Origin of the sequence: Kosakonia pseudosacchari (genome assembly GCF_900184035.1) — a bacterium.
GTDB classification, from domain to species: Bacteria; Pseudomonadota; Gammaproteobacteria; order Enterobacterales; family Enterobacteriaceae; genus Kosakonia; species Kosakonia pseudosacchari.
Genome location: NZ_FXWP01000004.1, coordinates 144923 through 171256, shown reverse-complemented (window position 1 = coordinate 171256; position 26334 = coordinate 144923). Strand labels below are relative to the sequence as shown.

Here is a 26334-nt window from a genome sequence, read left to right as displayed (position 1 = left end):
AATTAATTAAAAACTTTTACCGATGGCAGCACTTTCCCCTGGCAATCAAATAACGCCTGGTTTTCGCGGGCATTTCCCTCTTTCCACTGGTCGTTGATATATTTCATGCCCGCTTGCGTGGCCCAGGTATTTCCGGGAACGGCAATCCAGGTGGGCTCCCAATAAAAAATACCTTTGCCGCGATGGCCCTGAACATTAATGACCGACTGCATTAAATCGTGGATATAGTCATATTGCCCCTGCACGGTGCCGGGGTAGCCGCCATCTTTCTCCTCTTTCGCCTGGAAGCTGTTTTCCGCGTTATCACAGTTCGCCAGCGTGTAGGCATAAGCCGCTTCCACCACAATCACATCTTTGTTGTAGCGCTTGCTGATGTCGTCCATATTGGCCTGTAACGCGCTGATCGGTCCGTTCCAGTAGGTGTACATGGAGAGGCCAATGACATCGAACGGCACGTTGCGTTTGGTGATTTCATCAAACCACCAGCGGAAGGTATCGTTCTTGGTGCCCTCCGCCAGATGCAGCATGATTTTCACCTGTTCGCCGTTGTTCAGGTTCTCTTTCAGCCCGTCGATAGCGGAATTCAGCAAGCCCGCCAGCCGGTCAAACTCACCGCCACCCTGCCCCCAGCTTTTGCCTTCCGGCCACAGTATGCCGCCGTTGATCTCATTGCCGATTTGCACCATATCCGGCAGTACCCCCTCCTGCTTAAAGCGGGCGATAGTGTCGCGGGTATAGTCATGGATTGCCGTTTTCAGTTGCGGGTAATCCATTTTCTCCCAGGCTTTCGGTTTGTATTGTTTGCCCGGATCGGTCCAGAAATCGCTGTAGTGGAAATCGAGCAGCAGTTTCATACCCTGCGCTTTGGCTCGTTTCGCCAGCGCCAGCGTGCTGGCTAAATCGTTGTTACCACCGCCATAGGCCTGGCCCTGCGCATCTTTCGGATCGACCCACAAACGCAAGCGCACATAGTTGACGCCATTGGCCTTCAGAATGGCGATCGCATCCTGCAGCTGGTTATTTTCGTTATAAAACTTCGCCCCGTGTTTCTCGGCGTCGAGCAGCGTTGAAATATCCGCGCCTTTGATGAAATCGGCGGGCATACCGCTAAAAGGGCGCGTCTTTAACGCGTCGGCGGCAAAGGTGCTGGCGGACAAACTACCAAGACAGACAGCAAGCAGAGCGGGTGCAAATCTTTTCATGTGGTTATCCTTTGGTGCTGCCGGAGGTGAGGCCGGAGACGAAGTATTTTTGCAGTGCCAGATAAAGAATGGCCACCGGAACGGCGATCAAAACCGCGCCCGCCGCGTAGGTGGTGTAACTGGCGCCCATTTTTTGCGCCACCAGGTTGTAAAGCCCAATCGGCAGCGTGTATTTGTCCGGGGTGCGCAAAATGGTGCTGGAGAGAATGAAATCGCCCAGCGGCCCGGTGAAAGAGAACAGCGCCACCACGGCGACAATCGGTTTCGACAGCGGCATGATGATCTCAATAAAAATGCGGAAGTTACTCGCGCCGTCCATGCGAGCGGACTCATCCAGATCTCGCGGGATGGCATCGAGATAGCCTTTCATCAGATAGGTGTTCATCGGGATCATCCCGGCGACGTAAATCAGTACCAGCGCCATATGGCTGTTGATTAAGCCCAACAGTTGCGACAGCACGAAAATGGCGATCAGCGCCGAAAATTGCGGGATCATCTGCAACAGCAAGAACAGCATCAACCCGTTCTGCCGCCCTTTAAAACGAAAGCGGGAAAAGGCATAGGCGGTAAAGCTGACGCTGATAAGCGTCAGCACCATGGTCAGCAGGCTGATCTTCATTGAGTTCCAGTACCAGGTCAGGTAATTGACCTGACCGTTAAACAGATCGGCGTAGTGCTGAAACGAGAGGTTTTCCGGGATTATCGAGGTGCTGAGCAGGCTGTTACCGGCGTTCAGCGACGCACCAACCGTCCATACCAATGGGTAGATGATAATCAGCGATACCAGCCCGATAACCAGCCAGGAGAGCGTCAGGCGGATCCACTTCTCGCGGCGGATACTTTGTGATTGAGCCATTTTTCTTCCCTTATGCCATATCGTCGTTTTTAAAGGATTTGGTCGCGCGGAACTGCCACAGCGCCAGGCCGACAACAAAAATCGACAGCAAAATGGTGATGGTCGCCGCAATCGCATACTGCGAGGAGGACATCGTCAGCTTATAAATCCACGACACCAGGATATCCGTTCCCCCCGCGTTCGCCCCCGCCACCGCCGGGCCGCCGTTGTTAAACAGATAGATGATGTTGAAATTGTTAAAGTTGAAGGTGTATTGGGTGATGATGATCGGCGCAATCGAGTACAGCACCAGCGGCAGCGTAATGGTGCGCAACCGCGTCCAGGTCCCCGCGCCATCCATTTTCGCCGCTTCGTACAAATCATCCGGGATGGCCTGCAACACGCCGGTGGTCATGGCGAAGACAAACGGGAAGCCGAGCCAGGTTTGCATCATAATCAGCGCCGTTTTGGTCCAGAACGGATCCGTCAGCCACGCTTTCGGCGCAATGCCGAAGAACGCGAGAATGGCATTGTTAATCACGCCAAACGAGTCATTAAACATCCCGGCGAACACCAGAATGGTGACAAACCCCGGCACCGCCCATGGCAAGATAAAAATGGTGCGTATCAGCGGCTTAAAACGCAGATCTTTCTGGTTCACCAGAATCGCCAGCAGTACGCCAACGGAACACTGCAACGTGGTGGCCAGTAGCGTCCAGACCACCGTCCATTGCAGGACATCAAAGAAGGTTGAGCGCCAGATCGACAAGGTGAAGATGTTAACGAAGTTCTTTAATCCCACCCAGTCCACCAGTTTGGCCGGTGGCGTGTGGTAAAGGTTGTAATTGGTGAAGGCGATGGCGAAACCGAAGAGGATCGGGAAAATCACCACAAACACCAGCAGAATAAAGCCTGGCGTGATCATCAGATACGGGAAGCCGTCGCTGAGCAACATCTGGTACTGTTTGCGTACGCTGTTGAGCGGTTTTCCCTCGTCGCGTTTTTTACCATTTACCCACGCATCGCGCAGCGAGAGGTAATAGACCATCACGCCAAAGGCGATGATGAGTACGCTGATAATCCCTTCTGCCAGCAAGAAAATGGAGTTATCACGCGGGACCTCTTCACCAAGCGTATATAACCCCCACAATCCTTCGCGCAGAAAATCGTAAAAAATGCCCATAAAGCTGCTAAGCAGCACCAGGAAGATAAGGCCCTTTAACCACTGGCGGTGATAAAACTGACCAAAACCCGGCACAACGGCCAGCAGCAGCCCGCACCACGCATGACGCCCTGCGCCACGCGTTTTGGCAAAATTTTCGCTGGGACTGATAATCACGTACGACTCCTTTTCAACAACGGGAGGTAACCCTCCCGTTTCGCAACAACACGCGGTTACTGGTTACTGGCCTGCATCGCTTCAACTTGCATATGGATCTGTTTGGTGGCCGCATCGAGCGCCGCCTGCGGTTCCTGTTTGCCGGTCAGGCTCAACTCCAGCGCGGCATTCGCCGGGCCCCACACTTCGCCCATCTCCGGAATGCCCGGCATTGCCGTCGCACGCGCCGCCTGCACCGCTACCGCGCTGGCTTTTTCGTCGTTTTTGATAACCGGATCGTCAATCATCGCTTTCTGCGCCGGGATTTCACGCGTGGCGATATAGCGCGTTTTGACGTACTGCGGCTGGTTGATAAATTCGATGAATTGCTGCGCGAGTTTTTTGTCTTTGCTCCAGGTTGAAACGACATAGCCCTTCACGCCGAGGAACGAGCTCATCGGCTTGCCGTCCGGCAGGTTCGGCAGCGGCGCGACGCCGTAATTGATACCCGCCGCTTCATACGGCTGGAATGCCCACGGGCCGTTGATCACCGCCGCGGCTTTTTTCTCGGTAAACAGCGAATCAATGGCGTTCAGGCCGTTATCGCCGAGGATGCCGGAGGGAAACACGCCTTCGGCATAGAATTTTTTCAGGAAGGTGACGGCTTCCACCGCGCCCGGTTTATTGAGGCCAATATCCTGTGGGTTGAAGCCGCCTTTGTCGTTTTTGCCAAACAGGTAGCCGCCTTCCGGCCCGATGGCACCCCAGCTGTAATAAATCTGGTCAAACTTGGCCAGCAGTCCGTATTTGTCCTGTGCGCGCTGTTTTTTCGAATAGTCGAGCCACTCCGGCAGGCTTTGCAGCGGCTTATCAATCAGTTCTTTGTTATAGATAAGCACGAGGGTTTCCACCGCTTTCGGCACACCATACAGAGTGTTATCCAGACGAAAGGCGTTAATTGAGGCAGGCGTAAAGGCGTCAACTTTTTCTTTATCCAGATTCAGGGGGGTCAGCAGCCCTTGCACCACCGCGCCACCCAGCTGATCATTGGGAATGACCAGCACATCCGGGCCAATTCCGGCTGGCCCATCAAGGCGTAATTTTTCCAGTTGCTGCGCGTAGGGCATCTCCTGCACGTTAACTTTGACGTCGTACTTTTGTTCAAAATCTTTTACGGCGTCCTGAATGCCGACCGACTTTTTGATGTCTTCCCAGACATTAAGCTGCTGAGTGGCGGCGTGCGCCGACAGGCTAACCGTCTGGCCAACGGTGAGTGCAGAGAGGATCAGTGCAGTAAGTGTGTTCTTTTTCATTATCAACCTCATGTCAAGGTATAACAATTATGTGGTTTTTATGGCGCAACATCAGGATACCCTTTAAACAAACCACCTGATATTGCAGGGTTTAAGACGTATTCACCCGCCTTATTGAATTTGTTATACGCTACGCTTTACTAATTAATAAAACGAGCATAAACGGTGAGTTATGTGACCGGCATTACAGAAATGAAAATTCATTATAGGGCGCAAAAACACTGGAAGTTATAGTCATAGCAAGATTTTTCGCCGTTACGCAGCAACGCCAGATGATTGTTATACGTAATACAAAAACACTCAACACACGGCATAAATGGTAAATAACGGCTACTACATTCGGGGAACGTTGATGTCCAATATACGACTGAGGAATGTCACCAAACGGTTTGGCGACACGGTGACGCTGAATAATGTCAATTTGTCGATTGATGATGGCGAATTCGCGGTATTTGTCGGCCCTTCCGGCTGCGGCAAATCCACCATGTTGCGCATGATTGCCGGTCTGGAAGAGGTCAGCGAAGGCGAAGTGTTGATTGGCGACGAAGTGATGAACGATGTCGCGCCAGCCCATCGCGGCGTGTCGATGGTGTTCCAGTCTTACGCGCTCTATCCGCATATGACCGTGGCGGAAAACATGGGCTACGGGCTGAAAGTGAACAAAGTGCCGAAAGAGGAGATCCGCCGCCAGGTAGAGATGGTGGCGAAAACCCTGCAACTGAGCCATCTACTGGACCGAAAACCGAAACAGCTCTCTGGCGGTCAGCGCCAGCGTGTCGCTATTGGTCGTGCGATTGTCCGTAACCCGCGCGTATTTATGTTCGACGAACCGCTGTCAAACCTCGACGCCGAATTGCGCGTTGAGATGCGCCTGCACATTGCGCGCCTGCATCAGGAGCTGAAAACCACCATGGTGTATGTCACCCACGACCAGGTGGAAGCGATGACGCTGGCGGATAAAATCGTGGTGATGAACTACGGCAATGTCGAGCAAATGGGCTCGCCGATGTCGCTCTACTACAACCCGAAAAACAAGTTTGTCGCCGGGTTTATCGGCTCGCCAAAGATGAACTTCCTGCCGGCAACCGTTAACGCCTGGCAACCTGGCGAAGTGACTATCACGCTGGCGCAGGGTCATCAATTAACGCTCGGTATTGACACCTCGCGGCTGGAGCCTGGTGCGTCGATCACGCTCGGCATTCGACCGGAACATCTCTCCACGGATGTCACGCGCGGCACGCCGCTGGAGTTTCAGTGTGAAGTGGTGGAACGGCTGGGGAATAACACTTACCTGTTTGGTCAGTGTTACGGCCATGACAACATTAAAATTTTGTTGCCGGGGGATGTCCATTTCCGCCCGTGGCAGAAAATTACCCTCGCTTTTGATAGCCGCCACTGCATGATTTTTGACGATCAGGATTTGCGTGTCAGCGCCGATATTCCGGTGCCAAACCCGGACTCTCCGGACGCGCAGATAAATTGATTTTCACTCATCAAGGATAAGTGCTGCTCCGTTTTGCGTGTTTTTCATCAGATAAGCTTTGACTACCCTTATCTGCATCGACAGCAAAAACGCATTAACGGAGCCATGATGAAAGCTATCGCTATTACCCGCGCCGCGCAGAACGGCAGCAATCTGGATTTTCTTACCGACATTGAACTGCCGCAACCGACCGCCAGCGGCCACGACTTACTGGTGGAAGTGAAAGCCGTTTCCGTCAACCCTGTGGATACCAAAGTGCGCGCCGGTTTTAACGCCGATGCACCGCGCGTGCTGGGCTGGGATGCCGTTGGCGTGGTGACTGCCGTGGGAGAAGCGGTAACGTTGTTCCAGCCGGGCGATGAAGTGTGGTACGCCGGTGCGCTAACCCGCCCTGGCAGCAACAGCGAATTCCAGTTGGTGGACGAACGCATTGCCGCGCGCAAACCGAAAACGCTGGATAACGCAGCCGCCGCCGCCCTGCCCTTAACCGCCATTACCGCCTGGGAGCTGTTATTCGACCGTCTGGGTATCAAAGAAGGCGGCAACGAAAATGATGTGCTGCTGATTGTTGGCGCGGCGGGCGGCGTAGGCTCGATCATGACGCAGCTGGCACGTAAGTTAACCCGCTTAACGGTGATTGGTACGGCATCCCGCCCCACCAGCCAGCAGTGGGTAAAAGAGCTGGGTGCGCACTATGTGATTGACCACAGCAAACCGCTGACCGAAGAGCTGGCGCGCATTGGTATCAAACAGGTGTCGCATGTCGCCAGCCTCAATAATACCGAAGAGCATTATCAGCAGTTAATTAACGCCCTGAAACCGCAGGGTAAACTGGCGCTGATTGACGATCCGCACAGCCTGGATGCGCTGCCGCTGAAGGTGAAAAGCATTTCGCTGCACTGGGAGTTTATGTTTACCCGTTCAATGTTCACCACCGAGGATATGATTGCCCAGCACCAGTTGCTCTCCCGCGTGGCGCAGTTGATCGATGAAGGCGTGTTAAGAACCACACTTGGCGAGCATTTTGGCGCGATCAATGCCGCGAACCTGCGTAAAGCCCATGCGCTGCTGGAAAGCCAGCGTGCGGTCGGGAAAATCGTACTGGAAGGGTTTGCTGGCTAATACTCGCCAGGATTATTCTTAAAGGTTACAAGCGGATAGCGAAAATCGCCGTCCGCTTTTCCTGCTCCGCCCTGGGTTTGCTTACACTTTTTACCAAAGCGTTATTTTTTGGTGGTTGCTCCGTTGTCCGTTAACGGCAATGATGGCGTGCTATTTATGCAACCGCGTGAAATGGATAAGAACAACCTGGAGAGAGTATGAGTAAAACAAAAATGATGCTTCTGGGCGCGCTGTTGGCAACCGCCACGACGGCCTTTGCCGCACCGCAAACCGCGACGCCAGGCGCTAGCGGGGCGCAATCTTACGAAATTAATGAGTTCGTCGCCGACTTTACGAAATTCACCATTGGCGACACGGTTCCGGAAATGTACCGCAGCGAAGAGTACAACATTAAACAGTGGCAACTGCGTAACCTGCCCGCCCCTGAAGCCGGTAGCCACTGGACCTACATGGGCGGCAACTATGTGCTTATTACTGATGCCGAAGGCAAAATCCTCAAAGCCTATAACGGCGACATCTTTTACCATCGCTAAACCAGGAACTGAATGATTATTCGCCGCTGGCAGGAAAGTGACAGACCGTTTTTACGTACCCTTTTTTTACACGCCCGCAAAGCGAGCTGGCATTGGCTTGATGGCAGCGACTGGCGGCTGGAAGATTTTGACGCCGCCACGCTCGATGAAACCATCTGGGTCGCTGAAGAGGATGGCCACCGGCTGGGGTTCGCCTCGGTGTACGAAAACGACAACTTCCTGCACAACCTGTTTGTCGACCCGGCCTTTCAGGGCAAAGGCGTCGGCAGCGCACTGCTCAAACATGCGCAATCTACCTTTACCAGCACCGGCGCGCTGAAATGCTTGTTGCAGAACAAAACCGCACTGGCGTTTTATCAGCACCACGGCTGGCATATCGAAGCACAGGGCGTTTCGCCGGAAGGGGATTACGTGCTGATGCACTATCTGAAGAAGTGAAAAACCTCTCCCGGACGGGAGAGGTTTGCTGACTTACACTGCGCGAAATGCGATATCGCCAGGAATGACTTCGCCCTGCCAGTAGAGCTGCGCGGCTACGCGCCCGGCAAGTTGACGGTAGATAGCGGTAAATTCGCTGTCCGGGCGGCTCACCACTGTCGGCGTACCTTTATCCAGATCTTCACGCAGCGAAATGTGCAGCGGCATCTGACCCAACAACTCAGTGTGATACTGCTCAGCCAGTTTTTCCGCACCACCGGTGCCGAAAATCGGTTCGTGATGACCGCAGTTGCTGCAAATGTGCATGCTCATGTTTTCAACAATACCGAGCACTGGCACTTCCACTTTCTCGAACATGACGATGCCTTTTTTGGCGTCAATCAGCGCGATATCCTGCGGCGTGGTCACCACCAGCGCGCCGGTCACCGGAATGTTTTGCGCCAGCGTCAGCTGAATATCACCGGTGCCTGGCGGCATATCCAGCACCAGGTAATCGAGATCCGGCCACATGGACTCCTGCAACAGTTGCAGCAGCGCTTTGCTGGCCATCGGACCGCGCCACACCATAGCGTTATCGTCGGTTACCAGATAACCAATCGAGTTGGTCGCCAGGCCGTGGGCGATAATCGGCGCCATATGCGTGCCGTCCGGCGAGGTTGGACGCTCATGTTCCGCACCGAGCATTACCGGGATCGACGGGCCATAAATATCGGCGTCGAGAATACCGACTTTCGCCCCTTCCGCCGCCAGCGCCAGCGCCAGGTTGACCGCCGTGGAGGATTTCCCCACCCCGCCCTTGCCGGAACTGACGGCAATGATGTTTTTCACACCGTTGACGCCCGGCTGGTTCTTCACACGTTTTAAGGTGGCGATGTTGTGCGACAACTTCCAGTCGATGGCGCGCGCGCCGGTCAGACGCAGCAATTCGGCGCTGCACTGGGCTTTTAACTCTTCAAACGCACTGCGCCAGACGAACGGCATCAGCAGCTCAACATGCAGGGTATCATCCAGCCATGCGACATGGTGCACCGCTTTAAGCGCGGTGAGATTGTGCTTCAGGGTTGGGTGCTGAAAATCGGCCAGCGTCCCGGTGACAATCGCGCGTAACGCTTCCGGGGATTTGGCCTGGGATTGCGAACTCATCCCGACTCCTTTGTAGTTGTTCTGAAAACGACATTGTAGCCAGCAAGTTTACCCCACGGGCAACAATTATTCATTTACGGATAAATGCCGTTAACGCATGGCGTAATTATTACTCATGTATTCATCTATGGATTGAAACGTGCTTAAAACTCCAGGTACAGGGGCAGCGATATTTACCAAAAAGGTTGATGTAGGGATTAAAACGCTGCAAAAGCCCTTCTCGCGTGGCGCAATATTTACCTTTTTGGTAATATTTATGCCCCTTTTTCTCAAGAAGATGTAATGCCTACTATGACTCAAGTCGCGAAGAAAATTCTGGTAACGTGCGCGCTGCCGTACGCCAACGGCTCCATCCACCTCGGCCATATGCTGGAGCACATCCAGGCTGATGTCTGGGTCCGTTACCAGCGAATGCGCGGCCACGAGGTCAACTTCATCTGTGCGGACGACGCCCACGGCACGCCGATCATGCTGAAAGCACAGCAACTGGGGATCACTCCGGAGCAGATGATTGCGGACATGAGTCAGGAGCATCAGACCGATTTTGCTGGCTTTAACATCAGCTACGACAACTACCACTCTACGCACAGCGATGAGAACCGTGAGTTGTCGGAGCTTATCTACACTCGCCTGAAAGAGAACGGTTTTATTAAAAACCGCACGATCTCTCAGCTTTACGATCCGGAAAAAGGCATGTTCCTGCCGGACCGTTTTGTGAAAGGCACCTGCCCGAAATGTAAATCACCGGATCAATACGGTGATAACTGCGAAGTGTGCGGCGCAACCTACAGCCCGACCGAGCTGATTGAGCCGAAGTCGGTGGTTTCCGGCGCGACGCCGGTAATGCGTGATTCCGAGCACTTCTTCTTCGATCTGCCGTCATTCAGCGAAATGTTGCAGGCGTGGACGCGCAGCGGCGCGCTGCAGGAGCAGGTGGCGAACAAAATGCAGGAGTGGTTCGAGTCCGGCTTACAGCAGTGGGATATCTCCCGCGATGCGCCCTATTTCGGTTTCGAAATCCCTAACGCGCCGGGCAAATACTTCTACGTCTGGCTGGATGCGCCAATCGGCTACATGGGTTCATTCAAAAACCTGTGCGACAAGCGCGGCGATACCAGCAACTTCGACGAATACTGGAAAAAAGAGTCCACTGCCGAGCTGTATCACTTTATCGGTAAAGACATTGTTTACTTCCACAGCCTGTTCTGGCCGGCGATGCTGGAAGGCAGCAACTTCCGCAAGCCGACCAACCTGTTCGTGCATGGTTATGTGACAGTGAACGGCGCGAAGATGTCCAAATCGCGCGGTACGTTTATCAAAGCCAGCACCTGGCTGAACCATTTCGACGCCGACAGCCTGCGTTACTACTACGCGGCGAAGCTCTCTTCGCGCATTGATGATATCGATCTCAACCTCGAAGATTTCATTCAGCGCGTGAATGCCGACATCGTTAACAAAGTGGTCAACCTCGCCTCGCGTAACGCTGGTTTTATCAATAAACGTTTTGATGGCGTACTGGCAGCAGAGCTTGCCGACCCGGCGCTTTATAAAACCTTTACCGACGCGGCAGTGACCATTAGCGAGGCGTGGGAGAGCCGTGAGTTCGGCAAAGCGGTGCGCGAAATTATGGCGCTGGCCGATGTGGCGAACCGCTACGTTGACGAACAAGCACCGTGGGTGGTGGCAAAACAGGAGGGCCGCGACGCCGATCTGCAGGCCATTTGCACCATGGGGCTGAACATGTTCCGCGTGCTGATGACGTGGCTGAAGCCGGTTCTGCCGTCGCTGGCGGAGCGCACTGAAGCGTTCCTCAACACCACGCTTGAGTGGGATGCCATCAACCTGCCGCTGCTCGGCCACAAAGTTAACGCCTTCAAAGCGTTGTATAACCGTATCGAAATGAAACAGGTGGAAGCGCTGGTGGAAGCGTCAAAAGAGGAAGTGAAAGCGGCTGCCGCACCGGCCACTGGTGAGCTGGCGGATAACCCGATTCAGGAGACCATCAGCTTTGATGATTTCGCGAAAGTCGATCTGCGCGTGGCGCTGATTGAAAACGCCGAATTTGTCGACGGTTCCGACAAGCTGCTGCGCCTGACGCTGGATCTGGATGGCGAAAAACGCAATGTCTTCTCCGGTATTCGTTCCGCTTACCCGGACCCGAGCGCGCTGATTGGTCGCCTGACGGTAATGGTCGCGAACCTCGCGCCGCGCAAAATGCGCTTTGGTATCTCCGAAGGGATGGTGATGGCCGCCGGCCCTGGCGGGAAAGATATCTTCCTGCTAAGCCCGGACAGCGGCGCAAAAGCAGGCCAGCAAGTGAAGTAAAAAAATAAGGCGCTGAATTCAGCGCCTTTTTCTATACTCAATTTTGCATTATCAAACATTACCTCACATGGAAAACAGGGGATTATCGTGAAATTGAGTAAACTCATCGCCGCACTTTTTTCTGTCGCTTTACTTATTGGCCTGAGCGGCTGTGGTGAAAAAGAGCAGAGCAAAACGTTTAGCTTCGCACAAGCGGGCACAGAAGTGACGCTCACCTATTACTACAAAGGTGACCAGGTCGAGCGCCAGACGGCGAAAAACAAAATTGAATACTCCTCAATTGGTGCGAAAAACAAAGAGGAAGCCATGAAGGTTCTGGATCCGATCAGCAAAAAATACCAGAGCATTAAAGGGATCAAAGAGAGCGTGGATTATCAGGAAACCTACGCCCAGGAGACGCTGGATGTGGATTACAACGAGGTCGATTTTGCTGCGCTGAACAATCTGCAAGGTTCCGAGTTTACCGGCACGGTCAATGGCAAAATCAGCATGAAGAAATCAGAAGAGCTGCTGAAATCACGCGGCTTTAAAGAAGTCCAGTAAGTCATATTCTCCTTCAGGCTGCGCGTTGCTGGCGGCGCTAAACCACAGCGATGCAGCCTGAAGGATAGTTGATTATTCCGCTTCGGTTTTACCCTTCGGTTTTTGCTCGCGTACCGCCAGACCACGCAAAAAATAACGCATCACCTGATCGCCGCATTCGCGGAAGTTCTTATGATCCGGCGCGCGCATCATGGCGGTAATTTCCGGCATAGAGATGCGGAACTGCTGGGCAGTCAGAATGGCCAGAATATCGTCAGTCTTTAACGAGAAGGCGATGCGCAGCTTTTTTAGCACGATGTTGTTATTCAGCTTACGTTCGGCCACCAGCGGCGGTGCGGTTTCATCTTTGCCACGCTTTTCATAGATAAGGCCATTCAGAAACGCAGACAACACAATATCCGGGCACGGCTTATAACCTTCCTCATCTTCTTTGCGCAGCCAGGGTGCCAGTTGTTCAACGGTCACTACCGTGTCTGCCAGCGCCAGAATGCGCACCAGCGCGGTGTTATCAGCTTGCAGGGTGTAACGCACGCTGCGCAGGATATCGTTATTAAGCATATTTGTTTCCGGAAATGATGAACCAGCGCGCAGTGTAGGCATCGCACAGGAATTTACAACCCCAACGCCTCTTTTAAATTTTTCAGATAACGTCGACTCACCGGCACCGTCAGGCCATCGCGCAGCAGTAATTCCGCCTGGCCGTTATCTTCAAGGCGGATCTCTTTAAGATGCGCCATATTAACCAGGTACTGGCGGTGGCAGCGCACCAGCGGCGTACGGCTCTCCAGCGTGCGCAGTGTCAGCTCAGTAAACCCCTCTTTGCCTTCCTGGCTGGTCACATACACGCCGCTCATGCGGCTACTGACAAATGCCACTTCGTCCATCTGCAATAACCAGATGCGGCTATGCCCGGTACAGGGAATGAATTTCAGCGCTTCCTGGTTTTCCGGCAACACCGACATATCCTGCACGTTTCGCTCAAGACGCAGACGGCTGAGGGTTTTCTCCAGGCGGCGAGCTTCGATCGGTTTAAGCAGATAATCGAACGCGTGTTCTTCAAACGCCTGCACTGCGTATTCATCAAACGCTGTCAGAAAAACCACATACGGTCGGTTGCCCGGATCGAGCATCCCGACCATCTCCAGCCCGCTAATGCGCGGCATCTGGATATCAAGAAACAGCACATCGGGGCGCAGTTTATGTACCGCGCCAATCGCTTCGACGGCGTTGCCGCACTCGCCAACAATCTCAATGTCGCTCTCTTCCTGAAGCAGAATACGCAGGTTTTCCCGGGCCAGCGGTTCATCATCAACAATCAGCACTTTTAACATGCGTGTTCCTCCAGCGGGAGTCGTAAGGTAATGCGGGTAAACAGATCCGGCTCGCAGGCAATGGTAATGCCGCACTCATCGCCGAAACGCGCGCGCAGGCGCTTATCCACCAGGCTCATCCCTAATCCACTGGCGTCGGTTTTCGGCTGGTACAACCCGGCATTGTCTTCAATGTCCAGCACCAGATGCCGTCCGTCCTGGCTGGCGTTAATCACAATCTCACCCACGCCCAGCAGGTGCGACGTGCCATGTTTAATAGCATTTTCCACGATCGGTTGCAGGGTAAACGCCGGAAGTTGCAGGTGCGATAACGCCTCCGGCACATGCAACTGCACCTGCAAGCGCGACTGAAAACGTGCTTTTTCAATTTGCAGGTAGGCGTTTACATGTTCAATTTCGTCTGCCAGCGTCACTACTTCCGACGGCCGTTTTAAATTTTTACGAAAGAACGTGGAGAGATATTGCACCAGCAGTCCGGCCTGATCGCTGTCGCGGCGGATCACCGCTTTTAGCGTGTTCAGGGCATTAAACAGGAAATGCGGGTTTACCTGCGCATGCAGCAGCTTGATTTCCGACTGGGTAAGCAGCGCCTTTTGCCGCTCATACTGCCCGGCAAGGATCTGCGCCGAAAGCAGTTGGGCAATCCCCTCGCCCAGCGTGCGGTTGATGGAGCTGAACAGGCGGTTTTTCGCTTCATACAATTTGATCGTGCCCACAACGCGCTGGTTTTCGCCACGCAGCGGGATCACCAGCGTTGAGCCGAGTTTACATTGCGGGTGGAGCGAACATTTGTAGGGCACTTCGTTGCCATCGGCATAAACCACTTCGCCGGTTTCAATGGCACGCTGCGTCCAGACCGATGAGATAGGTCGCCCCGGCAGATGGTGATCATCACCGATGCCGGTGAAGGCCAGCAGTTTTTCCCTGTCGGTTATCGCCACCGCGCCAATATCGAGCTCTTTATAGAGCACCAGCGCCACCTTCATGCTGTTCTCTTCGTTAAAACCCTGGCGCAGAAACCCCTCCGTCGACGCCGCCACTTTCAGCGCGGTGGCGGAAAACGCCGACGTATACTTTTCAAACATTGCGCGCTTATCGAGCAGGATGCGCATAAACAGCGCCGCGCCCACGGTGTTAGTCACCATCATCGGCGCAGCAATGCTCTGCACCAGGTGCAACGCGCTATCAAACGGACGGGCAATAAGCAGGATAATCAGCATCTGGATCAGTTCCGCCACACAGGTCACCGCCCCGGCGGTAAACGGGCTAAACACCAGATCGGTGCGCCCGCGTTTGATGAGCGCGCGGTGCACCAGGCCGCCGAGCAACCCTTCAACAAACGTAGAGAGCATGCAGCTCAGCGCGGTCATGCCGCCCATCGAATAGCGGTGAATACCGCCGGTTAACCCGACGAGACCGCCCACTAACGGGCCGCCGAGCAGACCGCCCATCACCGCGCCAATCGCGCGCGTGTTGGCGATAGAATCTTCGATATGCAGGCCGAAATAGGTGCCGAGAATGCAAAAAATGGAGAAGGTGACATAGCACAGCAGCTTATGCGGTAAGCGCACGGTCACCTGCATCAGCGGAATAAACAGCCGCGTTTTGCTCATCAACCAGGCGATAACCAGAAACACACACATCTGCTGAAGCAGCAGCAACACCAGATTGAACTCGTACATACCCGCAACACCACATCAACCAAAGCGCGTAACATACAGGGTGTTTTCAGATGTTTCTTTGAAGCGCTGCAAAAAAATACAAAATCGTGCTCCGCATCACAAAGTAAGCCAGAGTGATTAACCGTTCGCACACATTTTGCGCAATTTTGCGGCTGCGCATCCTGTGCCAGACGGCAGCGGCTACAGTTATACAGGGAGTCGGCTGGCGAGGGTAACACCATGGCGCTTTACACAATCGGTGAAGTGGCGTTGTTATGCGACATCAACCCCGTGACGCTGCGGGCCTGGCAGCGACGTTATGGACTATTACAACCCCAGCGTACGGATGGCGGCCACCGGTTATTTACCGAAGAGGACATTGACCGCATTCGGGAGATCAAACGCTGGATAGAGACCGGCGTGCAGGTCAGCAAAGTGCAAAAGCTGCTCTCTCCGGCGCTGGCTGAGACGCATGATGGCTGGCGCGCCCAGCAAGAAACCGCTCTGCAATACCTGCAACAGGGCGACCCGCATCGTCTGCATCAGTGGATCAAAGAGCACGGGCGAGACTATCCGGCGCAGGCGCTGACAACGCATCTGCTCATCCCTTTACGATTGCGGCTACAAACTCAGCAGCCCGCCCTGCTGGCGATGCTGAGCCTGCTAGACGGCATCCTTATCAATTACATTTCCGGCTGCCTGACGTCTGCGCGTAAAAAACCGGGCAAAGACGCGCTGGTGGTTGGCTGGAATGTGCAGGACACCACGCGGCTGTGGCTGGAGGGCTGGATGGCAAGCCAGCAGGGATGGCGGGTGGATATTCTGGCGCACGCCCTGCCCCAGTTGCGCCCGGAGATGTTTCCCGGTCGGACACTGCTGGTGTGGTGCGGCGAAACGCCGGGCGAATCGCAGCAACAGCAGATGCTGGCATGGCGCGACGCGGGACACAGCGTCTGGTTGCTCGGCATTTAATGTTTTATTAACAACTCAACTTGCCTTTATAATGCCAGCCTGATTCAGAAGGAGCATAAAATGAAGTCTGGTAAAATCCTTGTTATCGCTATCTTTTTGCTGATGGCTATCGGCGGAATTGGTGGCGTCATGCTCGCCGGTTATTCGTTTATTGTGCGTGGCGGTGTCGGTTGAGCCGCTGCGCCAGCCGTTCAAATCCCCGATCGACAATAATCGCTGCCAGCGCCACCAGCACCGCCCCCTGCACCACATAAGCCGTATTAAAACCGCTCAGGCCAATGATGATTGGCGTCCCCAGCGTACTTGCTCCCACCGTTGACGCGATGGTGGCGGTGCCGATATTAATAATCACTGACGTGCGCACCCCGGCGATAATCAGCGGTGCGGCGAGCGGTAATTCGACTTTTAACAACCGCTGCCACGCGCTCATACCCATGCCTTTCGCCACACTTTGCACGCTTTCCGGTACCGAGGCGATCCCCGCCAGCGTCCCCTGTAAAATCGGCAATACGCCATACAGTACCAGCGCAATAATCGCCGGTTGTTTACCAAAGCCCATTACCGGCACGGCAATCGCCAGCACCGCCACCGGGGGAAAAGTTTGCCCCACGGCGGCAATGGTTTCCGCCAGCGGGCGAAACTCCCGCCCGGCAGAACGCGTGACCGCAATGCCTGCGCCAACGCCCAGCACAATCGCTATCACGCTGGAAACCGCGACCAGCGAGAAATGGGCGACGGTAAGCGAAATAAAACTCTCCTGCAAATAGACCGGGCGCGGCAGTTGCGGAAAGAACGAACTAAACAGCGCCGCGCTGTGCGGCAACCAGACCAGCAGCGCAATAAACAGCACCATCAGCCACAGTAGCGGATCACGCAGGATCTTCACAGGCGGCCTCCACGCGCAGCAAATCGCGAAAATGCAGACTGCCGCAGGGCTGCCCCTGCGCATTATTCACCGGCAACACCTCGCACTGCTGGGCGACAAAAGCCGAGAGCGCTTCACGCAGCGTCATCGCTGCCTGAAGCGGTTCACCGACATCAACGCGTTCACTGCGCAGATATCCGCTCACCTGACGCAATGAGAGCAGCCGCACGCCAAGCTCGCTGCGGCCAAAAAACTCGCGCACGAAATCGTTACGCGGCGCGGTCAGCATCGATAACGGAGTGCCCTGCTGTACCACCTTGCCACCATCCATCAACACCAGGTGATCGGCCAGTTGTAAGGCTTCATCAATGTCATGCGTCACCAGCACAATGGTGCGTCCAAGCAGGCGGTGAATACGCACCATCTCCTGCTGTAACGCCGCGCGTGTCACGGGATCAAGCGCGCCGAAAGGTTCATCCATTAACAGGACTTCCGGATCGGCGGCAAGCGCACGGGCAACGCCCACACGCTGCTGCTGCCCGCCGGAAAGCTGATGGGGAAAACGCTCGCGCAGGGAAGACTCCAGCCCAAGCAAGGCCATCAGTTCATCAACCCGCGCGTCGCGCTTCGCGCGCGACCATTTTTGCAGTTGCAGCACGGTGGCAATGTTCTGCGCCACCGTCCAGTGAGGAAATAATCCAATCGACTGAATGGCATACCCCATGCGACGGCGCAGTTCCAGCACCGGCAGCGAGCGGATATCTACCCCGGCAAAGGTAATTGTGCCTTCGTCATGCTCCACCAGCCGGTTAATCATCTTCAGGGTGGTGGATTTTCCGGAACCCGAGGTGCCAATCAGCACCGAAAACGCGCCAGTTTTAACCTGCAAATCGAGATGGCTAACCGCGGGCTGACCGGCAAAGGTTTTACTGACGTTATTAAATTCAATCATGATGTTTCACCTTCAGCAGCGCTATCCCTAACGCAAATAACGCATCAACAATCACCGCCATCGCGATGACCGGAATGACGCCCAGCAACACCAGATCCAGCGCGCTGCTCAGCAGCCCCTGAAAGACCAGCGCACCAAACCCGCCCGCGCCGATCAATGCGGCGATCACCGCCATCCCGACCGTTTGCACCGCCACCACCCGCAGGCTGCGCAGCAGCAGCGGAAGCGCCAGCGGCACGCGCACCTGCCAGAAACGCTGACGCGCGCTCATGCCCATCGCTTCGGCGCTTTCCAGCACCTCCTGCGATACCTGGTTTAATCCGGCGACCACGCCGCGCACCAGCGGCAGTAAGGCATAGAGAATGAGCGCAATCAGTGCCGGTGTCAGGCCGGTTCCGGCAATGCCAAAACGACCAAGCTCAGGAAATTGCTGTACCAGCCCGGCAAGCGGGGCTATCAGTAAGCCGAATAGCGCCACCGAAGGAATGGTTTGAATGACGTTGAGCAGAGCGAATACCGGTCCCTGCCGGGAAGGATGACGATAGCACCACAACCCGACGGCGAAGCCGAACACCAGCGCAGGCAACAGCGTGCCAAACAACAGCGTTAAATGCTGCGCCAGCGCATCGTTGAACACATCCTGGCGATTGGTGTATTCGCGTAGCAGTGAGAGATTATCCAGCGCGCCGCTGAGTAATAAATAGAGAGGAAAGCACCACACCTGCGCATGCAGCAACCAGCGCCACACGGGGTTTACCACCACGCGGCGAATCGCATCGCTACAGGCCAAAAGCGTCAGTGCCAGCCACAGCCACAACCCGCTGCCGGGTGATGTGCGCGCCAGCGGGCTGCCCGTTTGCACGAGATCGGTCGCCGCCCTGCCCGCGCTCCATATCAGCAGGCAGAACAGCACTTCGGTGAACAGCAACGTTGCCACCTGTGTACCGCGACCGGGCAGAAAACTCATCGCCAGTAATATCGCGGGTGCCAGTAACCAGAGCGCGGAAAAAAGCTGCCATAAGGCGCGGCTTTCGCCGGAGACCAGCCGGTTTGGCGCATAGTTCACAAACGGCAGCCACGCCGCCAACCCGCCCAGTACCGCCAACAGCAACAACACACGGTTATGGCAGCGTATCGAAACATCCATAGGGGTAATTATTTCACCAGGCCTTTTTCTTTCAGGTAGTCAGCCGCGACTTTCTTCGCATCCAGCCCTTCCACCGCAATACTGGCATTGAGTTTTTGCAGCGTTTTCTCATCCAGGCTGGCAAAGACCGGTTTTAGCCACGTATCCAGTTCCGGGTAGGCTTTCAGCACAGATTCGCGAACCACTGGCGTTGGCGCATAGATGGGCTGCACCCCTTTCGGATCGCTCAGGGTCTGCAGACCCAGCGCTGCCACCGGTCCATCCGTACCGTAGGCCATCGCCGCATTGACGCCGGAGGTTTGCTGCGCTGCTGCTTTGATGGTGACCGCCGTATCGCCACCGGCCAGCGACAACAATTGATCCTGTTTCAGCTTAAAGTCGTAGGCTTTTTCAAACGCGGGCAGCGCATCGGTGCGCTCAATGAATTCAGCCGAAGCGGCGAGCTTAAATTCACCGCCCTGCTTCAGGTAGCGGCTCAGATCCTCAAGCGAGTTAAGTTTGTTTTTCTGCGCCACATCCTGACGCACCGCAATCGTCCAGGTGTTGTTCGCCGGGGCGGGGGTTAGCCAGACCAGCTTATTTTTTTCAGCATCCAGCTTTTTGACTTTCTCGTAGCCCTGCTGCGCGTTTTTCCACGCCGCATCGTTCTCATCTTTAAAGAAGAACGCACCGTTACCGGTGTACTCCGGATAAATGTCCAGCTCACCAGAGGTGATCGCGCCGCGCACCACTGGCGTGGTGCCGAGTTGCACTTTATTGACTGTTTTTACGCCATGACTTTCCAGAACCTGCAAAATGATATTGCCCAGCAGCGCCCCTTCGGTATCAATTTTAGAACCGACCTTTACCGGCTCCGCCGCCTGCAGCGGGAGGCTCACAGCGGCCATCAACCCTATTGAGCACGCAATCTTTTTCATGATTGTCATTGTACTTCCCTCATTTTTTACCGCCTTTTTCAGCAGCTTGAGAAAAGAGCGTAGCCGAAAAATAGCGGCTTTGTCGCCTGAGAGCCCTAAACGATAAAGGAATAAGATATAGCGAGGAAAATCAGGCCGGTTTCCCGGCCAGGGAAAGGTTAACGCAGTTCGAAAGAACCCTGATTCACGCGCGCGGAATCAACGCCGATAAAGACGTTGAATTTGCCCGGCTCCGCGTCATATTTCATACGCTGGTTCCAGAATTTCAGCGCATTAATATCGATCGGGAAGCTAACGGTTTGGGTTTCGCCCGGTTTCAGATTCACCTTATCAAAGCCGCGCAGTTGTTTTACCGGACGGCTCATTGACGCGGTGACATCCTGCAAATACATCTGGATAACCGTTTCGCCTTCGCGCTTGCCGGTGTTGGTCACCTCAACGCTGGCGGTCACTTTGCCGGTGCGCGTCATCGACGGCGCAGACATCTTCACGTCAGAGACTTTAAAGGTGGTGTAGCTCAGGCCATAACCAAACGGATAGAGCGGGCCGTTCGCTTCGTCGAAGTAGCGGGAGGTATATTTGTTCGGTTTATCGGCGTCATACGGGCGTCCGGTGTTCAGGTGGCTGTAATAAACCGGGATCTGACCAACCGAGCGCGGGAAAGACATCGGCAGTTTACCGGACGGGTTGTAATCACCAAACAGAATATCGGCAATGGCGTTGCCGCCTTCGGTGCCGGCAAACCAGGTTTCCAGAATGGCGTCGGCTTGCTGATCCTCTTTCACCAGCGCCAGCGGACGACCATTCATCAGCACCAGCACCAGCGGTTTGCCGGTGGCTTTCAGCGCAGCAATCAAATCGCGCTGGCTCTGCGGAATGGTGATATCGGTACGGCTGGAGGCTTCATGCGCCATGCCCTGTGCTTCACCGACAACCGCAACAACCACGTCGGATTTTTTCGCCGCAGCGACCGCTTCATCAATCATCTCTTTGGGCGAGCGCGGATCAACCACTACCGCCGGTTCATAGAGATTGAGAAAATTAACGATATCTTTGTCATTGGTGATGTTTGCCCCTTTGGCATACACCACTTCACCTTTACCGGCCAGCGCGTTGCGGATACCGGTCAGCACGGTAACGGACTGATCGGCAACACCAGCCGCAGACCAGCTGCCCATTGAATCGCGTTTACTATCCGCCAGCGGGCCCACCACCGCCACGGTGCCCGATTTTTTCAGCGGCAGCGTTTCCAGACGGTTTTTCAGCAGCACCATACTTTCGCGCGCCACTTCACGCGCTTCTTTGCGGTGCAGACGGCTTTCGGCATTGGTATCTTTCGGGTCGCTCTCCTTCGGCCCCAGGTGGCTGTACGGATCGTTAAACAGCCCCATATCGTACTTCACATTCAGCACGTGGCGGGTGGCATCATCCAGTTCCGCCATCGTCACTTTGCCGGATTTCACCAGGCCCGGCAGGTATTTGCTGTAGTACTCATCGCTCATACTCATGTTGATGCCGGACTTCAGCGCCACGCGCACGGCGTCTTCGGGGTCGGCGGCGGTGCCATGTTTAATCAGCTCTTTAATCGCCCCGTGATCGGAAATGGTGATGCCTTTAAAGCCCCATTCGTCACGCAGCAGATCTTTCAGCAACCACGAGTCAGATGACGCCGGCGTGCCGTTGAGCGAGTTCAGTGCCACCATGACGCCGCCGCTGCCAGCGTCCAGCGCGGCTTTGTACGGCGGCATATAGTCGTTGAACAGGCGCTGCGGGCTCATATCAACGGTGTTGTACTCTTTACCGCCTTCAACCGCGCCATAAGCGGCGAAGTGTTTCACGCTGGTCATGACCGCGTAGCGATCCGCCGGGCTTTTGCCCTGCATCGCTTCGACCATGGTGCGACCCATTTCAGCGGTCAGGTACGTATCTTCGCCAAACCCTTCAGAAACGCGGCCCCAGCGCGGATCGCGCGAGACATCGACCATTGGCGCCCAGGTCATATTCAGGCCGTCATCCGCCGCCTCATAGGCAGAAACGCGGCCCACCGTTTTCACCGCATCAAGGTTAAAACTGGAAGCAAGACCGAGGCTAATCGGGAAGACGGTACGCTGGCCGTGTACCACGTCATAGGCGAAAAACAGAGGGATTTTCAGACGGCTAAGCTGCATCGCCTGATCCTGCATGGCGCGAATATCCTGCCGGGTGACGGTGTTAAAAATCGCGCCGACCTGGCTTGCTTTGATCATGTCGCGAATGGCTTCTTTTGGGTTATCCGGCCCGACGCTGATTAAACGCAACTGGCCGATTTTTTCATCGACCGTCATTTTCTTGAGCAACTCAGTGACAAACGCATCCCTTGCTTCTGGCGTCAGCGGATGGTTGCCGAACATCTCCTGAGCCAGCGCTGGTTGCAGCGCGAGGCTCACAGCGACACCTACAGAACATAGCCATTTCATGTCGTTTACTCTCTTGTTTTTCACCCATAACCGCGGTCACTGGCCGCGAAAGAAACGCAGTGTGCCATAATCCTGGCACGTGTTGCAGAGTGGGACTCTGATTTTTATGCGAATTCGCTCCCCCGTTTGGTTTTACGGGACTACCATTAATGCGCACTTTACACGTCATCATGCATAACGCGCCAAAGCGGCAGGTTCACATTCTTATGACGCTTACTGAGATAAGCTTCCGGGTGCCAACGCCAATAAAAGACGGCCCGAAGAATGAAATGTCTTGAACAATGATTAGCCACAAGGAGTGGATAATGTCACATCCAAACAACGCCTTTATCAGCGAACTCAAACGGCTGGTTGGCGCTTCTCACCTGCTTACCGACCCGGCCAAAACGGCCCGCTATCGTAAAGGCTTTCGCTCTGGACAGGGCGATGCGCTGGCGGTGGTTTTCCCCGGCTCGCTGGTCGAATTATGGCGCGTTCTGCAGGCCTGTGTTAACGCCGATAAAATTATTCTGATGCAGGCGGCCAACACCGGGCTGACGGAAGGATCGACGCCAAACGGCAATGATTATGACCGGGAAATCGTGATTATCAGCACCCTGCGCCTTGATAAGCTGCACCTGCTGGATAACGGCGAACAGGTGCTTGCCTACCCTGGTACGACGCTCTATTCGCTGGAAAAAGCGCTTAAACCGCTGGGCCGCGAGCCGCATTCGGTAATCGGCTCCTCCTGCATTGGCGCGTCGGTCATCGGCGGGATCTGCAATAACTCTGGCGGTTCGCTGGTGCAACGCGGCCCGGCCTACACCGAAATGTCGCTATTCGCGCGCATTGATGAGCAGGGCAAACTGGTGCTGGTGAACCATTTAGGGATTTCGCTGGGGGAAACGCCGGAGCAGATTTTAAGCAAGCTTGATGACGATCGTGTGAGCGATAGCGACGTGCTGCACGACCAGCGCCACGGCCACGATCATGATTACGTCACCCGCGTGCGCGATGTCGATGCCGACACGCCAGCGCGTTACAACGCCGACCCGCAGCGCTTGTTCGAAGCGTCCGGCTGTGCGGGGAAACTGGCGGTTTTCGCCGTGCGTCTGGATACCTTCCCGGCCGAAACGCGCCAGCAAGTGTTCTACATCGGCACCAATCAAACGGCAGTGCTGGCGGAGATCCGCCGTCATATTCTGGCGAACTTCGAACACCTGCCGGTGGCCGGTGAGTATATGCATCGCGACATTTACGATATCGCCGAACGCTACGGTAAAGACACCTTCCTGATGATCGATAAACTCGGCACCGACAAAATGCCGTTCTTCTTCACCATGAAAGGCCGCACCGAAGCGCTACTGGAAAAGGCGGCGGTATTTAAGCCGCATTTTATTGACCGCTCATTGCAAAAAATCAGCGGCTTTTTCCCGTCTCACCTGCCGCCGCGCATGAAAGCGTGGCGCGATAAATATGAACATCACCTGCTGCTGAAAATGTCCAGCGATGGCATTGCGGAAGCAGAAAACTGGCTGAAAACGTACTTTGCCAGTGCCGAGGGGGATTTCTTCGTTTGCACTCCTGAAGAGGGGAGCAAAGCGTTTTTACACCGCTTTGCCGCCGCCGGTGCGGCGATCCGTTACCAGGCCGTTCATGCCGATGAAGTGGAGGATATTCTGGCGCTGGATATCGCGCTGCGCCGCAATGACAGCGACTGGTTTGAGCATCTGCCGCCGGAAATCGACAGCCAGCTGGTGCATAAACTCTATTACGGCCACTTTATGTGCCATGTTTTCCACCAGGATTACATTGTGAAAAAAGGCGTGGATGCCCATGCGCTGAAAGCGCAAATGCTGGAACTGTTACGCCAGCGTGGCGCGCAATATCCGGCCGAGCATAACGTCGGGCATCTGTATGAAGCCGCTGAACCGTTAAAACGTTTTTATAAAGAAAACGACCCGACAAACAGCATGAACCCCGGCATCGGTAAAACCAGCAAGCGTAAGTTCTGGCAGGAAGAATCGGCGACAGATAATGCATCGTCAACGGCGATGAAATAACCCGGCGACGGGCTGTATTGTGTGCTCCTTTCGTAATAGAGTAGCGAACAGCGCCAGAGAAACGTTTCTATGGCCGCCTGCTTTGAAGGAGCACACCCGTTATGTCAGCTGTCGATATCTTATCCGGTCCTGCGGTGGTAGTGCGCGACGCCTGCCCTGACGACGTTCACGCCATCGCTTCGCTTTACGCCTGGCATGTTCTGCACGGCCGCGCCTCCTTTGAAGAAGTCCCGCCGACTATTGATGAAATGCGCACCCGCATGAATCGCATCGCGAAAGAGGGTTTGCCGTGGATGGTGGCGCTCTATCACGGCATCGTGGTCGGTTATTGCTATGCCGGTTATTACCGTCCGCGCGAGGCGTATCGTTACACGCTCGAAGAGTCCATTTATGTGGATGCCAGCATGACCGGGCGTGGTATTGGCAGCACGTTGATGAGCGCATTGATCGCACGTTGCGAAGAAGGCCCGTGGCGGCAACTGATTGCGGTGATTGGCGATGGCAACAACAATTCCGGTTCGCTGCGGCTGCATAAAAAGCACGGGTTTGAGATTGCCGGGCAGTTGCGAAGCGTCGGTTACAAGAAAGGCGACTGGCGGGATACGCTGATCATGCAGCGTCCACTCAACGACGGTGACTGGACGCTGCCGGAGTAATTAATCGTTTTGCGCGGTCTGCTCACCCGCAGACGGGTTTTGCGCCATCTGCGCCGCTTTCTGGCGCTTATAGCTTAATGCAGAAGCCGGAACCGGCTGCACTTTGCCGGTTTCAATCCAGGTGCGCAAACGACTGGCATCGGCAAAGTGGGTAAATTTGCCAAACGCATCCATCACCACCAGCGCTACCGGTTTGTTGTTAATCACGGTGCGCATCACCAGGCAGTGTCCTGCCGCATTGGTAAAGCCGGTTTTCGTCAACTGAATGTTCCAGTTATCGCGGTACACCAGGTGGTTAGTATTGCGAAACGGCAGCGTATAAGCCGGGTTGGCGAAGGTGGCCATCTCTTCACGCGTGGTGCTGAGCTGACCAATCAGCGGATACTGTTTGGTGGCAATTAACAGCTTGCTCAGGTCGCGGGCGGTCGAGACGTTGTGAATTGACAGGCCGGTCGGCTCAACATAATGGGTATTAGTCATGCCCAGCGCTTTCGCTTTGGCGTTCATCGCCGCGATAAAGGCGTTATAACCGCCCGGATAGTGGTGCGCGAGACTCGCCGCCGCGCGGTTTTCCGAAGACATCAGCGCCAGCAGCAGCATATCTTTACGGCTGATTTCGCTATTGAGGCGCACGCGAGAGTAAATCCCTTTCATCTCCGGCGTCTGGCTGATATCCACTTTGAGTTTCTCATCCAGCGGCAGGTGCGCATCCAGCACCACCATCGCTGTCATCAGCTTGGTAATGGAAGCAATAGGACGCACCAGATCAGGGTGGCTGGAGTAGATAACCTGATTGGTTTGCAGATCGACAATCATCGCGCTACCTGAAGCGATTTCAGGTTGTGCGGCGATGGTCGCCGCTGTGGTTTTCGCGACGGCAAACGGCGCCACGGGCGCAGCCAGTATTAACGCCAGGCTTAATAAGGAAACTCGAAATTTCTGCATGGTGAGACTTCTGAAAATTATTCACGCACGTTATTACGCACACCGCTTCTGTCAGCCGGAGCAATAACAGAGCTGGCTTTGGCATAATAGCCGCCACGCAGGGTTGCCGCCAGAGGATAATCGTTGCGAGAGATT

24 protein-coding genes are annotated in these 26334 nt (G+C 54.9%); 10 read left to right on the top strand and 14 right to left on the bottom strand.

What is annotated here, in order from left to right:
• Positions 1-2: 2 nt before the first annotated feature.
• Genes BN2591_RS00845 through BN2591_RS00830 form a run of 4 tightly spaced genes read right to left on the bottom strand, consistent with a single transcriptional unit; the run spans position 3 to position 4668 of the window.
• The gene (locus BN2591_RS00845; RefSeq protein ID WP_086868256.1) at positions 3-1202 is read right to left on the bottom strand and encodes a glycoside hydrolase family 53 protein; all 1200 of its coding nucleotides are present in this window, start codon (positions 1200-1202) and stop codon (positions 3-5) included.
• Positions 1203-1206: 4 nt separating this feature from the next.
• Positions 1207-2058 carry a sugar ABC transporter permease gene (locus tag BN2591_RS00840; protein WP_017459831.1) on the bottom strand — a complete coding sequence of 284 codons (852 nt, stop codon included), beginning with the start codon at positions 2056-2058 and terminating at the stop codon, positions 1207-1209.
• Between the two features lie 10 nt (positions 2059-2068).
• Positions 2069-3376 (bottom strand): carbohydrate ABC transporter permease, encoded by a 1308-nt coding sequence (locus BN2591_RS00835; protein ID WP_086868252.1) that lies wholly within the window; start codon positions 3374-3376, stop codon positions 2069-2071.
• A gap of 56 nt (positions 3377-3432) precedes the next feature.
• Positions 3433-4668: an extracellular solute-binding protein gene (locus tag BN2591_RS00830; RefSeq protein WP_086868250.1), complete on the bottom strand. Its 1236-nt coding sequence runs from the start codon at positions 4666-4668 to the stop codon at positions 3433-3435.
• A 352-nt stretch (positions 4669-5020) separates the two neighbouring features.
• On the opposite strand from BN2591_RS00830, the gene BN2591_RS00825 reads away from it, so the two are divergent.
• The 4 genes from BN2591_RS00825 to BN2591_RS00810 all read left to right on the top strand — a co-directional run bounded on the left by BN2591_RS00825 (position 5021) and on the right by BN2591_RS00810 (position 8244).
• On the top strand, positions 5021-6151 hold the full coding sequence (locus BN2591_RS00825) for an ABC transporter ATP-binding protein (RefSeq protein WP_086868248.1): 1131 nt from the start codon (positions 5021-5023) through the stop codon (positions 6149-6151).
• Between the two features lie 108 nt (positions 6152-6259).
• The gene (locus BN2591_RS00820) at positions 6260-7273 is read left to right on the top strand and encodes a zinc-binding alcohol dehydrogenase family protein (protein ID WP_086868246.1); all 1014 of its coding nucleotides are present in this window, start codon (positions 6260-6262) and stop codon (positions 7271-7273) included.
• Between the two features lie 197 nt (positions 7274-7470).
• A complete protein-coding gene (locus BN2591_RS00815) occupies positions 7471-7806 on the top strand; it encodes an RcnB family protein (RefSeq protein ID WP_017459826.1) in 336 nt (111 codons plus the stop codon).
• Between the two features lie 12 nt (positions 7807-7818).
• Positions 7819-8244: a GNAT family N-acetyltransferase gene (locus BN2591_RS00810; protein WP_086868243.1), complete on the top strand. Its 426-nt coding sequence runs from the start codon at positions 7819-7821 to the stop codon at positions 8242-8244.
• Between the two features lie 33 nt (positions 8245-8277).
• Here the strand turns inward: BN2591_RS00810 and apbC are convergent, their stop codons facing one another.
• A complete protein-coding gene (gene apbC / locus BN2591_RS00805) occupies positions 8278-9387 on the bottom strand; it encodes an iron-sulfur cluster carrier protein ApbC (RefSeq protein ID WP_017459824.1) in 1110 nt (369 codons plus the stop codon).
• A gap of 291 nt (positions 9388-9678) precedes the next feature.
• Here apbC and metG point away from each other — a divergent pair, with 291 nt between their 5' ends.
• The gene (gene metG, locus BN2591_RS00800; RefSeq protein ID WP_086868406.1) at positions 9679-11712 is read left to right on the top strand and encodes a methionine--tRNA ligase; all 2034 of its coding nucleotides are present in this window, start codon (positions 9679-9681) and stop codon (positions 11710-11712) included.
• A gap of 87 nt (positions 11713-11799) precedes the next feature.
• Positions 11800-12255 (top strand): YehR family lipoprotein, encoded by a 456-nt coding sequence (locus BN2591_RS00795; protein WP_086868241.1) that lies wholly within the window; start codon positions 11800-11802, stop codon positions 12253-12255.
• A 72-nt stretch (positions 12256-12327) separates the two neighbouring features.
• Here the strand turns inward: BN2591_RS00795 and BN2591_RS00790 are convergent, their stop codons facing one another.
• Genes BN2591_RS00790 through BN2591_RS00780 form a run of 3 tightly spaced genes read right to left on the bottom strand, consistent with a single transcriptional unit; the run spans position 12328 to position 15268 of the window.
• Positions 12328-12813: a YehS family protein gene (locus BN2591_RS00790; protein WP_086868239.1), complete on the bottom strand. Its 486-nt coding sequence runs from the start codon at positions 12811-12813 to the stop codon at positions 12328-12330.
• Positions 12814-12866: 53 nt separating this feature from the next.
• Positions 12867-13586, bottom strand: coding sequence for a two-component system response regulator BtsR (btsR, locus tag BN2591_RS00785; protein WP_086868237.1), 720 nt, complete (start codon positions 13584-13586; stop codon positions 12867-12869).
• A complete protein-coding gene (locus BN2591_RS00780; RefSeq protein WP_086868235.1) occupies positions 13580-15268 on the bottom strand; it encodes a sensor histidine kinase in 1689 nt (562 codons plus the stop codon). The genes btsR and BN2591_RS00780 overlap by 7 nt, the downstream gene beginning before the upstream one ends.
• A gap of 219 nt (positions 15269-15487) precedes the next feature.
• Between BN2591_RS00780 and mlrA the strand changes: the two genes are divergently transcribed.
• Together mlrA and BN2591_RS00770 are read left to right on the top strand one after the other, a co-directional pair.
• Positions 15488-16219 (top strand): HTH-type transcriptional regulator MlrA, encoded by a 732-nt coding sequence (gene mlrA, locus BN2591_RS00775; RefSeq protein WP_086868233.1) that lies wholly within the window; start codon positions 15488-15490, stop codon positions 16217-16219.
• 60 nt (positions 16220-16279) lie between these two features.
• Positions 16280-16393, top strand: coding sequence for a protein YohO (locus tag BN2591_RS00770; RefSeq protein ID WP_086868231.1), 114 nt, complete (start codon positions 16280-16282; stop codon positions 16391-16393).
• Here the strand turns inward: BN2591_RS00770 and BN2591_RS00765 are convergent.
• The 5 genes from BN2591_RS00765 to bglX form a co-directional block, all read right to left on the bottom strand.
• Positions 16368-17105, bottom strand: a complete 738-nt coding sequence (locus BN2591_RS00765; protein WP_086868229.1) for an ABC transporter permease — start codon at positions 17103-17105, stop codon at positions 16368-16370. The genes BN2591_RS00770 and BN2591_RS00765 overlap by 26 nt on opposite strands.
• Complete coding sequence (locus BN2591_RS00760) at positions 17089-18036, bottom strand: ABC transporter ATP-binding protein (protein WP_086868227.1); 948 nt, start codon at positions 18034-18036, stop codon at positions 17089-17091. The genes BN2591_RS00765 and BN2591_RS00760 overlap by 17 nt, the downstream gene beginning before the upstream one ends.
• Positions 18029-19183 carry an ABC transporter permease gene (locus tag BN2591_RS00755; protein ID WP_086868223.1) on the bottom strand — a complete coding sequence of 385 codons (1155 nt, stop codon included), beginning with the start codon at positions 19181-19183 and terminating at the stop codon, positions 18029-18031. The genes BN2591_RS00760 and BN2591_RS00755 overlap by 8 nt, the downstream gene beginning before the upstream one ends.
• Before the next feature lie 8 nt (positions 19184-19191).
• Complete coding sequence (gene osmF / locus BN2591_RS00750) at positions 19192-20109, bottom strand: glycine betaine ABC transporter substrate-binding protein OsmF (protein ID WP_086868221.1); 918 nt, start codon at positions 20107-20109, stop codon at positions 19192-19194.
• 149 nt (positions 20110-20258) lie between these two features.
• Entirely contained in the window at positions 20259-22556 is a 2298-nt protein-coding gene (gene bglX, locus BN2591_RS00745) for a beta-glucosidase BglX (RefSeq protein WP_086868220.1), read from the bottom strand.
• A gap of 305 nt (positions 22557-22861) precedes the next feature.
• On the opposite strand from bglX, the gene dld reads away from it, so the two are divergent.
• Positions 22862-24598 carry a D-lactate dehydrogenase gene (gene dld, locus BN2591_RS00740; protein WP_086868218.1) on the top strand — a complete coding sequence of 579 codons (1737 nt, stop codon included), beginning with the start codon at positions 22862-22864 and terminating at the stop codon, positions 24596-24598.
• Positions 24599-24699: 101 nt separating this feature from the next.
• Complete coding sequence (locus BN2591_RS00735; RefSeq protein ID WP_086868216.1) at positions 24700-25254, top strand: GNAT family N-acetyltransferase; 555 nt, start codon at positions 24700-24702, stop codon at positions 25252-25254.
• Here BN2591_RS00735 and pbpG read toward each other — a convergent pair whose 3' ends face one another.
• A complete protein-coding gene (pbpG, locus tag BN2591_RS00730) occupies positions 25255-26199 on the bottom strand; it encodes a D-alanyl-D-alanine endopeptidase (RefSeq protein WP_086868213.1) in 945 nt (314 codons plus the stop codon). It lies immediately after the preceding gene.
• Between the last annotated feature and the right edge of the window lie 135 nt (positions 26200-26334).